The sequence below is a fragment of the Pseudomonas sp. JUb52 genome, assembly GCF_004341115.1.
GTDB lineage: Bacteria > Pseudomonadota > Gammaproteobacteria > Pseudomonadales > Pseudomonadaceae > Chryseomonas > Chryseomonas oryzihabitans.
Window position 1 is genome coordinate 16,662 of sequence record NZ_SLYS01000005.1, and the last position, 16,806, is coordinate 33,467.

Below are 16,806 nucleotides of genomic sequence, written 5' to 3' on the forward strand. Positions count from 1 at the left end.
CCTGTGATGAATCTGCTCGTCAAAGCCGACCGGAGCGCCCGCGACATCGTCAGTGTCCCGGCCGGTGCCCTGGACTATGTCGGCTTCGCTGCCCATCGCCTGCAACCGGGGGAATCCCTGCCGGTGCTGGCGGGTGACCTGGAAGTCTGCATCGTGCTGCTCAGCGGCGGCGCCAGTATCGAAGGCGGGCATCCGCAGCTGGGCGACTTCGCCTGGCGCGGACTGGTTGGTCGCCAGAGCGTCTTCGAGGACGTCTCGCCCTATGCCGCCTACCTGCCGCCCGGCAGCGAGGCGCGGGTGACCGCCGACAGCACCGCCGAAATCGCCGTCTGCACCTCACCGGGCAATCCGGTGGTTGAGGAGCGGCTGCCGCCGCGGCTGATCGAGCCGGCGAGCATGCAGCGATCCACCCGCGGCAAGGGCGCCAATACCCGTTATGTCTGCGACATCCTGCCGGACACGGCGGCGGCCCATTCGCTGCTGGTGGTGGAGGTGCGCACCCCGTCCGGGCATTCCTCCAGCTATCCGCCCCACCGCCATGACCGCGACAACCTGCCGGCGGAGAGTTTGCTGGAGGAGTCCTACTACCACCGCATCGATCCGGGACAGGGCTTCGTTTTCCAGCGCGTCTACACCGACGAGCGCGACCTGGACCAGGCCATGGCGGTGGAAGACCACGACGTGGTGCTGGTGCCGCGCGGCTATCACCCGGTCAGCGTGCCCTATGGCTACGAATCCTATTACCTCAACGTGATGGCCGGTCCCCGGCGCGTCTGGAAATTCCACAACGATCCGCAGCACGAGTGGCTGCTGGAGCGGTAAGTCCCCCTTCATCAGCCGCACGGCGGTTCAGACACAAGGATGCAGCACATGAGCGAGACCCCCGTCATCGGGCATTACATCAACGGCGAGATCGTGGCCCAGGCCGAGCGCTTCGGTGACGTCTTCAATCCAGCGCAAGGCGTGGTCCAGGCCCGTGTCGCCCAGGCTACGGCGCAGACCGTCGAGCAGGCCGTCGCGGCGGCCAAGGCGGCCTTTCCTGCCTGGTCCGAGCAATCAGCCTTGCGCCGTTCGCGCATCCTGTTCCGCTTCAAGGAGCTACTCGACCAGCACCACGAGGAACTGGCGGCGCTGATCACCCGCGAGCACGGCAAGGTGCTGTCCGACGCCATGGGCGAGGTGACCCGTGGCATCGAGGTGGTGGAATTCGCCTGCGGCGCGCCGCACCTGGCCAAGACCAGCTACAGCGACAACATCGGCGGCGGCATCGACAACTGGAATCTGCGCCAGCCGCTGGGCGTGTGCGCCGGCATCACCCCCTTCAACTTCCCGGTGATGGTGCCGCTGTGGATGATTCCCATGGCGCTGGCCACCGGCAACACCTTCATCCTCAAGCCCTCCGAGCGCGATCCCTCCGCCAGCCTGCTGCTGGCCGAGCTGCTCAAGCAGGCCGGGCTGCCCGATGGCGTATTCAACGTGGTCCAGGGTGACAAGGTAGCGGTGGACGCGCTCCTGCAGCACCCGGACGTGGAAGCCATCTCCTTTGTCGGCTCCACCCCCATCGCCGAGTACATCCACCAGGAAGGCACCCGCCGCGGCAAGCGCGTCCAGGCTCTGGGCGGCGCCAAGAACCACATGATCGTGATGCCCGACGCCGACCTGGACCAGGCCGCCGACGCCCTGATCGGCGCCGGTTTCGGCTCGGCCGGCGAGCGCTGCATGGCCATCTCCATCGCCGTGGCGGTGGGCGAGGTGGGCGATGCCCTGATCGAGAAACTGCTGCCGCGCATCGACGCCCTGCGGGTGCGCAACGGCGTGGAAGCCGATGCCGACATGGGCCCGCTGGTGACCGGCCAGCACAAGGCCAAGGTCGAGGGCTACATCACCAAGGGAGTGGAGGAGGGCGCCAGGCTGCTGGTCGATGGCCGCAACTTCCAGGTGCCCGGCGCCGAGAACGGCTTCTTCGTTGGCGCCACCCTGTTCGATGGCGTGACCCCGAACATGACCATCTACAAGGAAGAGATCTTCGGCCCGGTACTGGGCATCGTGCGGGTGCCGGATTTCGCCAGCGCGGTGGCGCTGATCAACGCCCACGAATTCGGCAACGGCGTCTCCTGCTTCACCCGCGACGGCGGCATCGCCCGCGCCTTCGCCCGCACCATCAAGGTAGGCATGGTCGGCATCAACGTGCCCATCCCGGTGCCCATGGCCTGGCATTCCTTCGGTGGCTGGAAACGCTCGCTGTTCGGCGACCATCACGCCTATGGCGAGGAAGGCCTGCGCTTCTACACCCGCTACAAGAGCGTGATGCAGCGCTGGCCCGACAGCATCGCCAAGGGTGCCGAATTCAGCATGCCCACCGCCAAGTGACCCCCATTTCAACGCCTATGGAGTACAAGAACAAATGAGTCAGCCGCTGCGTTTCGCTTTCAATCGAATTGTTGCCCCCTCCCTGGATCTTTCGGCGTTCATCCGCTTGACCAAGGCCATGGGCAGTGACGCCATTGAAATCCGTAACGATCTCAACGACGTGGAAATCGATGATGGCACTCCCCCTGAGCGGGTCCGTGACCTTTGCCAGGGCGAAGGGATCCGCCTGTTGTCCATCAATGCCCTCTATCCCTTCGACGTCTGGAACGACGAGCGCCGGTCCCAGACGCTGAAACTGGCTGCCTATGCCAAGGCCTGTGGTGCCGAGGGGCTGGTGATGTGCCCGCTCAACGACCGTGGCGACAGCCGCGATGCCGCCCAGCGTGCCCGTGACCTGCGTACGGCCCTGAGCGAGTTGGCCCCCATTCTGCGCGACCACGGCATTCTTGGCTTCGTCGAGCCGTTGGGCTTCGAAGAGTGCTCGCTGCGCCTCAAGCGCCAGGCCGTGGAAGCCATCAAGGCGGTCGGGGGGCTGGACGTGTTCCGTCTGGTGCATGACACCTTCCACCATCATCTGGCGGGCGAGACCGAATTCTTCGCCGAGCTGACGGGCCTGGTGCACATCTCTGGCGTCGAGGACACCAGCCTGCCGCTCAACCAGATCCGCGACGCCCATCGAGTGCTGGTGGGGGAGGCCGACATCCTCGGCAACGCGCCGCAGATCGAGCGTCTGCTGGCTGACGGTTATCGCGGCTATCTGTCATTCGAACCCTTTGCCGCCAGCGTCCATGGCCTCACCGATGTGCAACCCGCCTTGCGGCAGAGCATCGCCCTGCTGCAGGAGCAGGTAGCCACCGAGGCGGTGGCGGGCTGACGGCGCTGCCCGGGCCTCGGCCCGGGAGCTTCTTGATCGAAGAGGTGAATCCATGAGCACCCAACGTTTGACCATGGCCCAGGCCCTGGTGAAATTCCTCGATAACCAATACCTCAGCGTCGACGGCGTGGAAACCAAGTTCGTCGCCGGCGTCTTCACCATCTTCGGTCACGGCAACGTACTGGGCCTGGGCCAGGCCCTGGAGCAGGATGCCGGTGACCTGGTGGTGCACCAGGGCCGCAATGAGCAGGGTATGGCCCACGCCGCCACCGGTTTCGCCAAGCAGAAGCTGCGCCGGCAGATCTATGCCTGCAGCTCCTCGGTGGGTCCGGGCGCGGCCAACATGCTGACCGCTGCGGCCACCGCCACCGCCAATCGCATCCCGCTGCTGCTGTTGCCCGGTGACGTCTATGCCAGTCGCCAGCCCGATCCGGTGCTGCAGCAGATCGAGCAATTCCACGACCTGTCGATCAGCACCAACGATGCCTTTCGCGCGGTGAGCAAGTACTGGGACCGCATCAATCGGCCCGAGCAGCTGATGAGCGCGGCGATCAACGCCATGCGCGTGCTGACCGATCCGGCCGAGACCGGCGCCGTGACCCTGGCGCTGCCCCAGGATGTCCAGGGTGAGGCCTACGACTATCCCGACTACTTCTTCGCCAAGCGGGTGCACCGCCTGGATCGCCGGCCGCCCGTGGCTGCCGCCATCGAGGAAGCGGTTCAATTGCTCAAGCGCAAGCGCAAGCCGCTGCTGATCTGCGGCGGTGGCGTGAAGTATTCCGGCGCCGCCGAGGCCCTGCAGCGCTTCGCCGAGCGCTTCGAGATTCCCTTCGCCGAGACCCAGGCCGGCAAGAGCGCGGTCGTCTCCAGCCACGAACTCAATGTCGGCGGCATCGGCGAGACCGGCTGCCTGGCCGCCAACCTCCTGGCCAGGGACGCGGATCTGATCATTGGCGTGGGCACCCGCTACACCGATTTCACCACCTCCTCGAAGTGGCTCTACCAGCATCCCGAGGTGGAATTCTTGAACCTCAACGTGGCCGCCTTCGACGCCGGTAAGCTCGACGGTCTGGCCGTGGTGGCCGATGCTCGTGAAGCCCTCCAGGCCCTGACCGAGGCCTTGGGCGCTGCCGGTTATCGCGCCGATTGGGGGGCTCAAGTGGGCGAGGCCCGTGAGCAATACCGCCAGGAAATCGATCGGGTCTACGCCGCACGCTACGACGCGGCCGACTTCGTACCGGAAATCGACGACGACTTGCCGCGCGCGGTGCTGGAGGATTTCGTCCGGCTGACAGGTTCTTCGCTCACCCAGAGTCAGGTACTCGGCCGCCTCAACGCACGGCTGGACGACGACGCCATCATCGTCGCCGCCGCCGGCAGCCTGCCCGGTGACCTGCAGCGCGCCTGGCGCAGCAAGGGCGTCAATACCTACCACCTGGAATACGGCTATTCCTGCATGGGCTACGAGATCAACGCCGCCCTGGGCGTGAAGCTGGCTGAACCCGAGCGAGAGGTCTACGCCCTGGTCGGTGACGGCTCCTACCAGATGCTGCACTCGGAACTGGCCACCTCTATCCAGGAGCGCCGCAAGATCAATGTAGTGCTGCTCGACAACATGACCTTCGGCTGCATCAACAACCTGCAGATGGAACACGGCATGGGCAGCTTCGGCACCGAGTTCCGCTTCCGCAATCCGGAGACCGGCAAGCTCGACGGTGACTTCGTGCCGGTGGACTTCGCCATGAGCGCTGCCGCCTACGGCTGCAAGACCTATCGCGTGAAGACGCTGGAAGAGCTCGATGCCGCCCTGGCCGATGCCCGCCAGCAACAGGTCTCCACCCTGATCGACATCAAGGTGCTGCCCAAGACCATGATCCACAAGTACCTGTCCTGGTGGCGCGTCGGCGGTGCCGAGGTTTCCACCAGCGAGAAGATCGCTGCCGTCTCGCAGATGCTCAAGGAGAAGACCGCCCAGGCTCGCCAGTACTGATCGCTTTCGTCCCCGGCTTTCTCGCGTAACAACAATTTCAATCGGAGAACAGAAGTCATGACCTTGAACATCGGTGTTATCGGTACTGGCGCCATCGGCCGCGAACACATCCGTCGTCTCAGCCACAAGCTGCTGGGCAGCCGTGTGGTGGCGGTAACCGACATCAACCTCGAACAGGCCGCCCGGGTTGTCCAGGAGGAAGGCATTACCGCCGAGGTCTATCCGGATGGCCACGCCCTGGTCGGCGCGGCGGACGTCCAGGCGGTAGTGGTCACCTCCTGGGGTCCGACTCATGAAGAATACGTGCTGGCCGCCATCGCCGCCGGCAAACCGGTGTTCTGCGAAAAGCCACTGGCGGTGACCGCGGAAGGTTGCAAGCGCATCGTCGACGCCGAGCAGGCCCATGGCAAGCGTCTGGTCCAGGTGGGCTTCATGCGTCCCTACGACGCTGGTTATCGCCAGCTCAAGGCGGTGATCGATGGCCAGCGGATCGGCGAGCCGTTGATGATCCATGCCGCACACCGCAATCCCAGCGTGGGTGAAGGCTATACCACCGACATGGCCATCACCGACACCCTGATTCACGAGATCAATGTGCTGGCCTGGCTGCTGGACGATCAGTATGTGTCGGCCCAGGTGGTCTTCCCACGCAAGACCTCCAAGGCCCTGGCGCACCTCAAGGATCCCCAGGTGGTCCTGCTGGAGACGGCCAAGGGGGTACGTATCGACGTCGAGATCTTCGTCAATTGCCAGTACGGTTACGACATCCAGTGCGAGGTGGTTGGCGAGCATGGTATTGCCCGCCTACCGGAGCCCTCCTCGGTGCAGCTGCGCAGCGACGCCAAATTGTCCAACGAGATCCTGGTGGACTGGAAGCAGCGTTTCCTGCTGGCCTATGACGTGGAGCTGCAGGCCTTCATCGACGATCTCAAGGCCGGCCAACTGACCGGGCCGTCCTCCTGGGACGGCTACATCGCTGCGGTGACCGGTGATGCCTGCGTCAATGCCCAGCGCAGCGGCACCATCGTGCCCATCACCCTGCCGACTCGGCCAGCCTTCTACGGCTGAGTCCCGACCCCCGCTGGCGCGCTGCCTGCGGGGGTTTTTCTTTGCTGCACGAGGAGAATCGAACCATGCGTATCGGATTGGTCGGCTATGGCCTGGGTGGCCGTTTCTTCCATGCCCCTCTGATCGCCAGTACCGCAGGCGCGCGGCTGGTCGGCGTCGTCACCCGTTCCCCGCAACGGCGTGCCGAGGTGGCTCAGGATCATCCCGGGGTGGCCTGCCACGATGACCTGGCCAGCCTGGTCGCCGCCGGGATAGATGCCCTGGTGATCTCAGCGCCGGTCGCCGAGCGCAAGGCCCTGGTCCTGGAGGCGATCCAGCACGGCATTCCCGTGGTAAGCGACAAGCCGTTCGCGCTCAATTTTCAGGATGCCCAGGACATGGTGCAGGCGGCCGAGCGTGCCGGCGTAGCCCTGACCGTCTACCAGAATCGTCGTTGGGACTCCGATGTACTCACCGTCGCTAAATTGCTACGCGAAGGTACTCTGGGTCCGGTGCGGATCTTCGAGTCGCGCATCCAGGTAGATGAGCCGCACAAGGCCGGCGCCACCAGCGGTGGGGGGCTGCTGCGCGATCTTGGCAGTCATCTGGTGGACCAGGCGCTGACGCTGTTCGGGCCGGTAACTCAGGTGTATGCCGAGGTGCTTTTCCATCAGGGCGATCCCGAGCGGGACGATGAATTCTTCATCTCCCTGAAGCACCAGAGCGGCGTGGTCTCGCATCTTTCCGGCAGTTGTCTGCAGGGCTGCCCCTGGCGTCTGCGGGTAGTGGGCGAAGAAGGCGTCTACACGGTGGAGGGACTGGATGGACAGACTCAGGCGCTGTTGCAGGGCCTTTCGCCGCGTAGCGAGAAAGGCAACTGGGGGGCTGAAGAGCATCAGCGCTGGGGTTGGCTCAGTCGGGGCGAAGAACGCGAGCGGGTGCCCAGCGAACGCGGTCGCTGGGACCTTTTCTATACCCGGTGGCTGGCGACGCTGACCCAAGGCAGTGCGCCGCCGGTCTCCACCCGCGAGGCGTTGGCCTGTCAAGCCGTGCTGGATGCTGCGCGCCAGAGCGCCCTGCATGGGCAGGCGGTGAAGGTGGCGTCCATCCCTTCGCTGCCTGACGCTCAGACATTCGAGCGGGCGTCGTGAAGCTCGAAACAAGACCTAGATAGCTGTTTGTGTGGACTTTGAATTCTATTTTTACCTTGTTATGGAATTAAATTTCCAATAAAGTCAGATGCAGTTGCTGTAACGAGTCACCAGGGTACTGCGCACGTCAGGTGCGTCCCGACAACAATAATGACAGGTGCCGCGACATGAACTCCTTCGCACACTCCACTCATCTTCCGCTCTTCGCCGTTCACCGCCTGCGCATTCGGCGGGATTCACGGCTGCTCGCCTTGCTGGGTCGGCTGTTCTGCCACGAGCGCCAGGGCGTGGTGCTTTGCGCCTCGCCAGGAGCGGCCGTGCTCTTCCGCGCGAGCTGACCTGGGCGGCCTGCGGCCGCCTCCCAATGCCTTGTCTCGATAGCCGCGTGCCTGGCCACAGGCGCGTGGGCATCCGATCGCCAGCAAAAAGCCTTACCACCGCAATAAAACAATAACGACTGGAGCTATCTCGATGCGCATGAAAATCCGTTTTGCCTCCCTGGCGCTGTCCCTACTCGTAGCCAGCACGTCCGCCTTGGCCGATCTCAAGGTTGGCGTGAGCATGTCGCAATTCGACGACAACTGGCTGACCTACCTGCGTGAGTCCATGGCCAAGAAAGCCAAGAGCGAGCACGTCCAATTGCAGTTCGAGGATGCCCGCGCCGATGTCGTCAAGCAGTTGAACCAGGTGCAGAGTTTCATCAGCCAGAAAGTGGATGCCATCATCGTCAATCCGGTCGACACCGCGGCTACTCGCAACATCACCGAGGCGGCGGTCAAGGCGGGCATTCCGCTGGTCTACGTCAACCGCCGACCGGATGAGCTCAAGCTGCCTGAAGGTGTGGTCACCGTAGCCTCCAACGATCTCGAGGCCGGCACCCTGCAGATGCAGTATCTGGCGGAGAAAATGGGCGGCAAGGGCAGTGTCGTCATCATGCTGGGCGATCTGGCCAACAACTCCACGCACAACCGCACCAAGGGCGTGAAAGAGGTCCTGGCCAAATATCCGGACATCAAGGTGGTGGAAGAGCAGTCCGCGGTCTACCTGCGCGACAAGGCCATGGACCTGATGAGCAACTGGCTGCTGGGCGGCAAGGAATTCAATGCCGTGGCGGCCAACAACGACGAGATGGCGATCGGCGCGGCCATGGCCCTGCAGCAGGCCGGCAAGGCCAAGGGCTCGGTCTTGATCGGCGGCGTCGACGGCACCCCGGATGGCCTGTCAGCAATCAAGCGCGGCCTGCTCGCGGTCTCGGTGTTCCAGGATGCCAAGGGCCAGGCCAATGGCGCGGTCGAGGCAGCGATCAAGCTGGCGAAAAAGGAGAAGGTCGAGCAGAACGTCTGGGTGCCTTACCAGCTGATCACCCCTGAGAACGTGGACAGTTTCCAGCAACGTCTGAAGGACTGATAGCCCGCCTCGCTCCAGTCGCTCCAAACCCTTACGCCCTAGCCACCGCCGCGAGCACGAGTCCTGGACCCGTGCTCCGCGAGCGGCTGGGTGGCGTTTGGCTTCCGGGCCGGCAATGGCTCGCTCAGACAGGCGCCCCGCGGTGCGCCGGTACGTTTCACCGCATAAATAAAAAATAGAGAGAGCATGATGAACAGAGCTATCACCAGGGTCATGTTGACGGGCCTGCTGGGCGGCGCCCTGCCGCTGGCGCACGGCCTGGATTTTTCCGGCTACCTGAGGGGCGGTCTGGGGACATCCACGGGGTCGCAGTCCCAGCAGTGTTTTCAACTGCCAGGAGCGTCTTCCAAGTTTCGTCTGGGCAACGAATGCGAGCAGTTGGCCGAACTCGCCTTGTCCCACGATCTGCTCAGACTCGACGACGGCTCGCGCCTTGGGCTCTATGGCATGGTCCAGCTATACAACGCCTATGACCATACGCCGCGCTTCGACGGCGACTTCGGCAGGACCCGTCTGGTCCAGGGCTATGCCTACTGGAACGGCGTACAGGCCCTCAACGGCGGTGCGGTCTGGGCGGGGCGCCGTTACTACAAGCGCAACTCCATCGATATCTCCGACTTCTTCTACTGGAATCAGAGTGCTACCGGCGGCGGTCTGGAAGACATTCCCATTGGGGATCTCAAATACAGCCTGGCCTTCTCTCGCAAGGACAACTTCGACCAGACACGTTATATCAGCCGCTACGATTTCAACGTGGCCGGTTTCAAGACCAACCCCAACGGCCTGTTGGAACTGGGGGCCAGCTATATCGACAAGCCGTCGAACATGCAGGATGCACACAGTGGCTGGTCGGTGACAGCCCAACACAAGCAGCAGAACTTCCTGAATTGGAGCGGGGTGAACACCCTGGCCCTGCAATACGGCGAGGGGCCTGGGGTAGCACTGGGTTCCACCGGTGACATCGGCACCCGACGCGACTCAGCCAGCTATCGCCTGGTGGAGTTCTTCGACTGGCAGATCGGCCCGCGCTGGGGTGGTCAGTTGCAATTCGTCTACCAGACCGACAAGCGCGATACGGGTGAACAGCACTGGTTGTCCACCGGCGGCCGGACCGTTTATGGCTTCGCCGAGCAGTGAAAGCTGGCGACCGAGCTTGGCTACGACCAGGTCCAGGCAACCGGGGGGACCCGCAAACTGACCAAGCTGACCCTCGCGCCGACCTGGTCGCCGCGAGGGTTGACCTTCAAGAACGCCCATCCCGAAGTGCGTTTCTACGTGACCTATGCCAAGTGGAATCGCGCAGCCCAGGATGCGGCCAACCTGCTGGCGGCGGGGTCGGCGCTTTCCGATACCGGCAGCTTCGGTTCCTCGCTGGATGGCGCCAACCTCGGCGTACAACTCGAGCATTCCTGGTAGATCAGGATACGAGCGGTCGACGCCAGCTATTAAAATTCCAAAATGTATTGATGTGGAATTTTTTTTCTAATAGATTGCATTCGTTGACCGCCAAGGCGGGCACGGGTCGCCGTGTACCGCCGCTCCAATAATAAGTAGGTGATGTCGATGTTTCAGAGCCCCGCTGTCCGTCCATCCATTTTCCGTCGTCTGCTACTCGCCCTGGTTCTGGCCTCGCTGCCAGGCCTATCCCTGGCGGAGCTGCGCATCGGCGTTACCGTCGGCAATCTCGACAATTACATCGCCTATCTGGTCCGCGCCATGCAGGACCGTGCCAAACAGGTAGAGGGTGGCGCCTCCCTGCAGGTCGAAGACTCCGCCAGCGATGTGGTCCGTCAACTTGGCCATGTCGAGAACTTCATCGCCCAGAAGGTCGATGTGCTCATCGTCAATCCGGCTGATACCGCGGCTACCCGCAAGATCACCCAGCGTGCCACTGCCGCCGGCATCCCCTTGGTCTACCTCAACAGCCGCCCGGAGGTGGAGAGCTTTCCCGCCGGGGTGGTGTTCGTCGGCACCGACGAGCGCGCTATCGGCCAACTGCAGATGGAGTATCTGGCCAAGCAGATGGGCGGCAAGGGTCACCTTGCCATCCTTCTCGGCCGCCTGGCCCATGACGACACCCGCAAGCGTACTGCCGGCGTCAAGGACGTACTGGCCAAGTACCCGGATATCAAGGTGGTGGAGGAGCAGTCCGGCGACTGGCAGCGCGAGAAAGGGCTGGACCTGATGAACAACTGGCTGCTGGGCGGACGCGAGATCGACGCCGTGGCGGCCAACAACGACGAGATGGGCATTGGCGCGGCCATGGCCCTGCAACGCGCTGGTCGTCAGGACATTCCCGTGGGCGGTATCGACGGCACTCCCGATGGCCTTGCCGCCATCGCGCGCAAGCAGCTTGCCGTGACGGTGCTGCGTGATCCTGTGGCCATGGGCAACGGCGCCGTGGACGCTGCCGTCAAGCTTGCCCAGCACCAGGCGCTGCAGGGTGATCTCTGGATCCCGGTGCATCTCGTTACCCCGGACAACTATCAGCAGTTCCAGCGTCAATGACCTAAACCGTCGGCCGGCTCAGCACGGCCGGCGAGGAGATCGTGATCATGCTCAGTTCCGCCACCCCTGCCACAGCTCCCGCCCCCGCGGCCACGGCCGCGCCCAGCGAATACCTGCTGGAAATCGTCGACGTCACCAAGGAGTTTCCCGGCGTCAAGGCGTTGTCCCACGTGCAGCTGCGGGTGCGTCCCGGCACCGTGCTGGCGCTGATGGGCGAGAACGGCGCGGGCAAGTCGACGCTGATGAAGATCATCGCCGGCATCTACCAGCCCGATGCTGGCGAGGTGCGGCTGCGCGGCGTGCCGGTGCGCTTCGAGACGCCGCTGCAGGCGCTGCAGTCGGGGATCGCCATGATCCACCAGGAACTCAACCTGATGCCCTTCATGACCATCGCCGAGAACATCTGGCTGGGTCGCGAGCCGCTCAATGCCCTGCACCTGGTGGACCACGGCAAGATGCGTCGCCAGACCCAGGCCCTGCTGGATCGGCTGCGCATCGCCCTGGATCCGGAAGACAGCGTGGGCAGCCTGTCCATCGCCGGGCGGCAGATGGTGGAGATCGCCAAGGCGGTGTCCTACGACAGCGATGTGCTGATCATGGACGAACCCACCTCGGCCATCACCGAGACCGAGGTGGCGCACCTGTTTTCGATCATCGCCGACCTCAAGGCCCAGGGTAAGGGCATCGTCTACATCACCCACAAGATGGACGAGGTGTTCCAGATCGCCGACGAGGTCGCGGTGTTCCGCGATGGCCAGTACATCGGCCTGCAGCGCGCCGACAGCATGAACGGCGACGGCCTGATCGCCATGATGGTGGGGCGCGAACTGACCCAGCTGTTTCCGGAGCGCACCGCACCGCGTGACGAGGTGCTGCTGTCGGTGCGCGACCTGGGGCTGGACGGGGTGTTTTCCGGCGTCTCCTTCGACCTGCGCGCCGGCGAGGTGCTGGGCATCGCCGGGCTGATGGGCTCGGGGCGCACCAACGTCGCCGAGACGCTGTTCGGGGTGACCCCGGCCACCGCCGGCGAGATCCGCATCGACGGCCAGCCGGTGCGCATGAACGATCCCTGCCTCGCCATCCAGAAAGGCCTGGCGCTGCTTACCGAAGACCGCAAGGACACCGGCATCTTTCCCTGCCTGTCGGTGGGGGAAAACATGGAGGTGGCGGTGCTGAACGGCTTCGCCAGCGGCGGCTTCGTGCAGCAGCAGCGCCTCGATCAGCTCTGCGAGGAGCTGCGCCAGCAACTGCGGGTGAAGACGCCCTCGCTGGACCAGTGCATCGCCAACCTCTCCGGCGGCAACCAGCAGAAGGCGCTGATCGCCCGCTGGCTGATGACCCGCCCGCGCATCCTCATCCTCGACGAGCCTACCCGCGGCATCGACGTCGGCGCCAAGGCCGAGATCTACCGGCTGATCGCCAAGCTGGCCGCCGAGGGCCTGGCGGTGATCATGATTTCTTCCGAACTGCCCGAGGTCCTGGGCATGAGCGACCGGGTGATGGTGATGCACGAAGGCACCGTCACCGGCTTTCTCGATCGCGGCGAAGCCACCCAGGAGCGGGTCATGCACCTGGCCTCGGGCAATCCCGTACTGCACTAGCGCGCGTCACGCGCGGCGGGTGCCTGCCCGCCGCCTCCGGCCTACAACGAGGTAGAACAAGATGAGTGCCCTCCTGGACAAGAAAACCGCCGAGCTACCCACCGCGCGCCCGCGGCGCCGCATCCCCACCGAACTGGGCATCCTGCTGGTGCTGCTGGGCATCGGCCTGGCCTTCGAGGCCTTCGGCTGGGTGCTGCGCGACCAGAGTTTCCTGATGAATTCCCAGCGCCTGGTGCTGATGATCCTGCAGGTCTCGATCATCGGCCTGCTGGCCATCGCCGTGACCCAGGTGATCATCACCACCGGCATCGACCTCTCCTCCGGCTCGGTGCTGGCGCTGTCGGCCATGGTGGCGGCGAGTCTGGCCCAGACCTCGGACTTCGGTCGCGCGGTGTTTCCCTCGCTGACCGACCTGCCGGTCTGGGTGCCGGTCATGGCCGGCCTCGGGGTCGGGCTGCTAGCCGGCGCCATCAACGGCAGCATCATCGCCGTCACCGGCATCCCGCCCTTCATCGCCACCCTCGGCATGATGGTCTCGGCCCGCGGCCTGGCGCGCTACTACACCGAAGGCCAGCCGATCAGCATGCTGTCCGACAACTACACCGCCATCGGCGCCGGGGCCATGCCGGTGATCATCTTCCTGGTGGTGGCGGTGATCTTCCACATCGCCCTGCGCTACACCAAGTACGGCAAGTACACCTATGCCATCGGCGGCAACATGCAGGCCGCGCGCATCTCCGGCATCAACGTCAAGAAGCACCTGATCATCGTCTACAGTATCGCCGGCCTGCTGGCGGGCCTGGCCGGCGTGGTGGCCTCGGCCCGCGCCGCCACCGGCCAGGCCGGCATGGGCATGTCCTACGAACTGGACGCCATCGCCGCGGCGGTGATCGGCGGCACTAGCCTGGCGGGCGGGGTAGGGCGCATCACCGGCACCGTGATCGGCGCCCTGATCCTCGGCACCATGGCCAGCGGCTTCACCTTCCTCGGGGTCGATGCCTACGTCCAGGACATCATCAAGGGCCTGATCATCGTGGTCGCCGTGGTCATCGACCAGTACCGCAACAAGCGCAAGGCCAAGCGCTAGGGCTGACGCTTTCCTTCTCCCTGGGAGAGGGCCGCGCCTGCACCCTACCGCTCTTCCCCCTCCCTCTGGGGCGGGCGCCGAGCCAACACCCGACCGCTTTTCCCCCTCTCCCTCCGGGAGAGGGCCGGGGTGAGGGCGAGCCTGTACCCACCCTCCCTTTTACCCGGCCGGCTACTGGCTTGGCCGGCCGGGTCTTTCCATACCTCTGACGGAGAACGACATGCGCGACATCGGCATCGGTCTGATCGGCACCGGCTTCATGGGGCATGCCCATGCCCAGGCCTTCCATCACGCGGCGAGCAGCTTCAGTTTGCCGGTCCGTCCGCGGCTGGTGGCCCTGGCCGACGCCGATCCGGAACGCGCCGCCCGCTGCGCCGACGCCTGGGGCTTCACCCGCAGCTGTGACTGGGAGCGCCTGATCGCCGATCCCCAGGTCGAGCTGGTGGCCATCACCACCCCCAACCTGCTGCACGCGCCCATGGCCCTGGCCGCCCTGGCGGCGGGCAAGGCGGTCTACTGCGAAAAGCCCCTGGCGGTGAGCCTGGAGGAGGCCACGCGGATGCGCGACGCCGCGCGCCAGGCCGGGGTGGTCAACCGGGTCGGCTACAACTACCTGCAGAATCCCATGCTCAAGCAGGCGCGCGAGTTGATCCAGAGCGGCGAGCTGGGCGAGATCGTCAGCTTCAGCGGCGAATTCAGCGAGGACTTCATGGGCGATCCCCTGGGGCCCTTCACCTGGCGCTGCGAGACCCGCCAGGCCGGCGGCGCCCTGGCCGACCTGGGCAGCCATATCCTGTCGCTGGCGCGCTTTCTGCTCGGCCCGGTCGCGGCGCTCTGCGCCGATCTGCACACCGCCCACGGCCAGCGGCCCACCAGGGCGGCACCCGCGCGGTGGAGATCGACGACCAGGCCCATCTGCTGCTGCGCTTCGCCAATGGCGCCCGCGGCACCCTGACCACCAGCTGGCTCAAGCACGGGCGCAAGAATCGCCTGGCCTTCGAGGTCTGCGGCACCCGCGGCACCCTCAGCTTCGACCAGGAGCGCCTAAACGAACTGCGCCTCTACCAGGTCGGCGACCGTCCGGGCCTGGGCGGTTTCCGTACCCTGCTGGCTGGTCCGCACCTGCCGGACTACGCCGCCTTCTGCCCGGCCCCCGGCCACCAGCTCGGCTACAACGAACTCAAGACCCTGGAGGTCCGCTCGCTGCTGGAAGCCCTGGGCGGCAACCCCGATCACACCGGCGTCGACTTCCAGGAAGCCTGGGAGGTGGAGCGCTTGGCCCAGGCCGCGCGGCAATCGGCATGGGAGGAGCGCTGGGTCGGACTCTAGTCTGGGGTAGGATGCCGGGATCATCCCGCGCGAGGATTGTCCCCTTTCCATGACCACACTCTCCGGCGACGGCCTCACCCCGGTCCGACGCATGAAGCTCATCGCGCTGCTGCTGCTGTTCCTGGCGGCGGCGCTCTACTGCCTGGCCACTGCCCTCGAAGCCCGCCATCCGGCCTGGGGCTACGCCGCCGCCTTCGCCGAGGCGGCCATGGTCGGCGCCATCGCCGACTGGTTCGCGGTGACCGCACTGTTCCGCCATCCACTGGGCCTGCCGATTCCCCACACCGCGATCATCCCGCGCAACAAGGCCGGGGTCGGGCGCAAGCTGTCGGACTTCATCTGCCTGCACTTCCTCGCCACGCCCCAGGTGCTGGCCAAGCTGAAGGAACTGGACGCCGCCGGGCGCCTGGCCGGCTGGCTGCGTCAGCCGGACAACGCCGCCGCGGTGGCCAGCCAGGCCACCGGCGTCGCCCGCTATTCCCTGGAGGCCCTGCGCGAGGTGCGGGTGCAGGCCTTCATCCGGCGGGTGGCGGTGGAGCGGCTGCAGCGCCTGGACGTGGCGGCGCTGTCCGGCGAACTGCTCGACATGCTGACCGCCGACGGCCGCCACCAGGCGGTGCTCGACGAGGTGCTGCAGGAGATCGATCGCCTGCTGCAGGACGAAGACACCCAGGCGCTGATCGCCCGCACCATCGGCGGCGAGTTGCGCACCCTCAAGTACCTGGGGCTGGACGAGCGGGTCGGGCGCTGGTCGGCGATCAAGGTGGTGCAGGCGGTGTCGCGGCTGATCGGCGAGATCAGCCATGACCGCGAGCACGAATTGCGCAGGCATTTCGATGGCTATCTGGTCGGCTTCATCGAGCGCCTCAAGCAGGACCCGGCCTTTCGTCTGCGCGGCGAACAGTTGCGCGACCGGCTGCTGGAGCACCCGGCGCTGGCGGGTTATCTGCAGGAGCTGTGGGACGAACTGGTGAACTGGCTGCAGGCGGATCTCGCCGCGCCGGATTCGCGCATCCGCCGGCGCCTGGGCCGGCTGCTGGCCGAGCTGGGTGAGACCCTGAGCCGCGACGAGGCCATGAGACGCTGGATCAACGAGCAGCTGATGGCGGTGGCGCCGCCCTTCATCGACCGCAATCGCCAGCGCATCGGCGACTACATCGCCGAGCGGGTAGCCGCCTGGGATACCGACGAACTGGTCCAGCAACTGGAGCAGAGCGTCGGCAAGGACCTGCAATTCATCCGCATCAACGGCACCCTGGTGGGCGGCCTGGTGGGGTTGGTGCTGCATGCCCTGACGCAGTGGTTCGGGCCGGGGTAGGGCAGCCCGAGCACGCGTGGAAAAGGCTGCGCCGTTTTCCACCCTACACCTGACCTTCCGTAGCGTGGAAAACCGCAAAGCGTTTTCCACTGGCTGCCTACTGCGCTGAGGATGCAGGCCCATC

12 protein-coding genes and 2 pseudogenes are annotated in these 16,806 nt (G+C 65.2%); all 14 read left to right on the forward strand.

Annotated elements, in window-relative coordinates:
- Positions 1 to 6 precede the first annotated feature (6 nt).
- The 14 genes and pseudogenes from iolB to EC839_RS10030 all read left to right on the forward strand — a co-directional run bounded on the left by iolB (position 7) and on the right by EC839_RS10030 (position 16,682).
- Positions 7 to 822, forward strand: a complete 816-nt coding sequence (iolB, locus tag EC839_RS09970; RefSeq protein ID WP_007161510.1) for a 5-deoxy-glucuronate isomerase — start codon at positions 7 to 9, stop codon at positions 820 to 822.
- A 48-nt stretch (positions 823 to 870) separates the two neighbouring features.
- Positions 871 to 2,370, forward strand: a complete 1,500-nt coding sequence (locus tag EC839_RS09975; RefSeq protein WP_007161511.1) for a CoA-acylating methylmalonate-semialdehyde dehydrogenase — start codon at positions 871 to 873, stop codon at positions 2,368 to 2,370.
- Between the two features lie 34 nt (positions 2,371 to 2,404).
- Positions 2,405 to 3,244: a TIM barrel protein gene (locus EC839_RS09980; protein WP_007161512.1), complete on the forward strand. Its 840-nt coding sequence runs from the start codon at positions 2,405 to 2,407 to the stop codon at positions 3,242 to 3,244.
- Positions 3,245 to 3,296: 52 nt separating this feature from the next.
- Positions 3,297 to 5,234 carry a 3D-(3,5/4)-trihydroxycyclohexane-1,2-dione acylhydrolase (decyclizing) gene (gene iolD / locus EC839_RS09985; RefSeq protein ID WP_132832528.1) on the forward strand — a complete coding sequence of 646 codons (1,938 nt, stop codon included), beginning with the start codon at positions 3,297 to 3,299 and terminating at the stop codon, positions 5,232 to 5,234.
- A 57-nt stretch (positions 5,235 to 5,291) separates the two neighbouring features.
- Positions 5,292 to 6,302 (forward strand): Gfo/Idh/MocA family protein, encoded by a 1,011-nt coding sequence (locus EC839_RS09990; protein ID WP_007161514.1) that lies wholly within the window; start codon positions 5,292 to 5,294, stop codon positions 6,300 to 6,302.
- A 65-nt stretch (positions 6,303 to 6,367) separates the two neighbouring features.
- Positions 6,368 to 7,432, forward strand: coding sequence for a Gfo/Idh/MocA family protein (locus tag EC839_RS09995; RefSeq protein WP_007161515.1), 1,065 nt, complete (start codon positions 6,368 to 6,370; stop codon positions 7,430 to 7,432).
- A 167-nt stretch (positions 7,433 to 7,599) separates the two neighbouring features.
- Positions 7,600 to 7,770, forward strand: a complete 171-nt coding sequence (locus EC839_RS24150) for a hypothetical protein (RefSeq protein WP_007161516.1) — start codon at positions 7,600 to 7,602, stop codon at positions 7,768 to 7,770.
- A 133-nt stretch (positions 7,771 to 7,903) separates the two neighbouring features.
- Positions 7,904 to 8,839, forward strand: coding sequence for a sugar ABC transporter substrate-binding protein (locus EC839_RS10000; protein ID WP_007161517.1), 936 nt, complete (start codon positions 7,904 to 7,906; stop codon positions 8,837 to 8,839).
- A gap of 213 nt (positions 8,840 to 9,052) precedes the next feature.
- Positions 9,053 to 10,255 (forward strand): annotated as a pseudogene (locus tag EC839_RS10005) (maltoporin).
- Between the two features lie 147 nt (positions 10,256 to 10,402).
- Positions 10,403 to 11,347 (forward strand): sugar ABC transporter substrate-binding protein, encoded by a 945-nt coding sequence (locus EC839_RS10010; RefSeq protein WP_007161520.1) that lies wholly within the window; start codon positions 10,403 to 10,405, stop codon positions 11,345 to 11,347.
- A 47-nt stretch (positions 11,348 to 11,394) separates the two neighbouring features.
- Positions 11,395 to 12,948, forward strand: a complete 1,554-nt coding sequence (locus EC839_RS10015; protein ID WP_007161521.1) for a sugar ABC transporter ATP-binding protein — start codon at positions 11,395 to 11,397, stop codon at positions 12,946 to 12,948.
- 61 nt (positions 12,949 to 13,009) lie between these two features.
- The gene (locus EC839_RS10020) at positions 13,010 to 14,035 is read left to right on the forward strand and encodes an ABC transporter permease (protein WP_007161522.1); all 1,026 of its coding nucleotides are present in this window, start codon (positions 13,010 to 13,012) and stop codon (positions 14,033 to 14,035) included.
- A gap of 220 nt (positions 14,036 to 14,255) precedes the next feature.
- Positions 14,256 to 15,364: pseudogene (locus EC839_RS10025) on the forward strand (Gfo/Idh/MocA family protein).
- A 49-nt stretch (positions 15,365 to 15,413) separates the two neighbouring features.
- A complete protein-coding gene (locus EC839_RS10030) occupies positions 15,414 to 16,682 on the forward strand; it encodes a DUF445 domain-containing protein (protein WP_007161523.1) in 1,269 nt (422 codons plus the stop codon).
- Positions 16,683 to 16,806: the final 124 nt, after the last annotated feature.

Excerpts from the sequence above, each read along its gene's own strand:
- iolB (WP_007161510.1), top strand. The coding sequence starts at position 7 with ATGAATCTGCTCGTCAAAGCCGACCGGAGCGCCCGCGACATCGTCAGT.
- EC839_RS10020 (WP_007161522.1), top strand. The coding sequence starts at position 13,010 with ATGAGTGCCCTCCTGGACAAGAAAACCGCCGAGCTACCCACCGCGCGC.
- EC839_RS10010 (WP_007161520.1), top strand. The coding sequence starts at position 10,403 with ATGTTTCAGAGCCCCGCTGTCCGTCCATCCATTTTCCGTCGTCTGCTA.
- EC839_RS10000 (WP_007161517.1), top strand. The coding sequence starts at position 7,904 with ATGCGCATGAAAATCCGTTTTGCCTCCCTGGCGCTGTCCCTACTCGTA.
- EC839_RS24150 (WP_007161516.1), top strand. The coding sequence starts at position 7,600 with ATGAACTCCTTCGCACACTCCACTCATCTTCCGCTCTTCGCCGTTCAC.
- EC839_RS09980 (WP_007161512.1), top strand. The coding sequence starts at position 2,405 with ATGAGTCAGCCGCTGCGTTTCGCTTTCAATCGAATTGTTGCCCCCTCC.
- EC839_RS09990 (WP_007161514.1), top strand. The coding sequence starts at position 5,292 with ATGACCTTGAACATCGGTGTTATCGGTACTGGCGCCATCGGCCGCGAA.
- EC839_RS09975 (WP_007161511.1), top strand. The coding sequence starts at position 871 with ATGAGCGAGACCCCCGTCATCGGGCATTACATCAACGGCGAGATCGTG.
- EC839_RS10030 (WP_007161523.1), top strand. The coding sequence starts at position 15,414 with ATGACCACACTCTCCGGCGACGGCCTCACCCCGGTCCGACGCATGAAG.
- iolD (WP_132832528.1), top strand. The coding sequence starts at position 3,297 with ATGAGCACCCAACGTTTGACCATGGCCCAGGCCCTGGTGAAATTCCTC.
- EC839_RS09995 (WP_007161515.1), top strand. The coding sequence starts at position 6,368 with ATGCGTATCGGATTGGTCGGCTATGGCCTGGGTGGCCGTTTCTTCCAT.
- EC839_RS10015 (WP_007161521.1), top strand. The coding sequence starts at position 11,395 with ATGCTCAGTTCCGCCACCCCTGCCACAGCTCCCGCCCCCGCGGCCACG.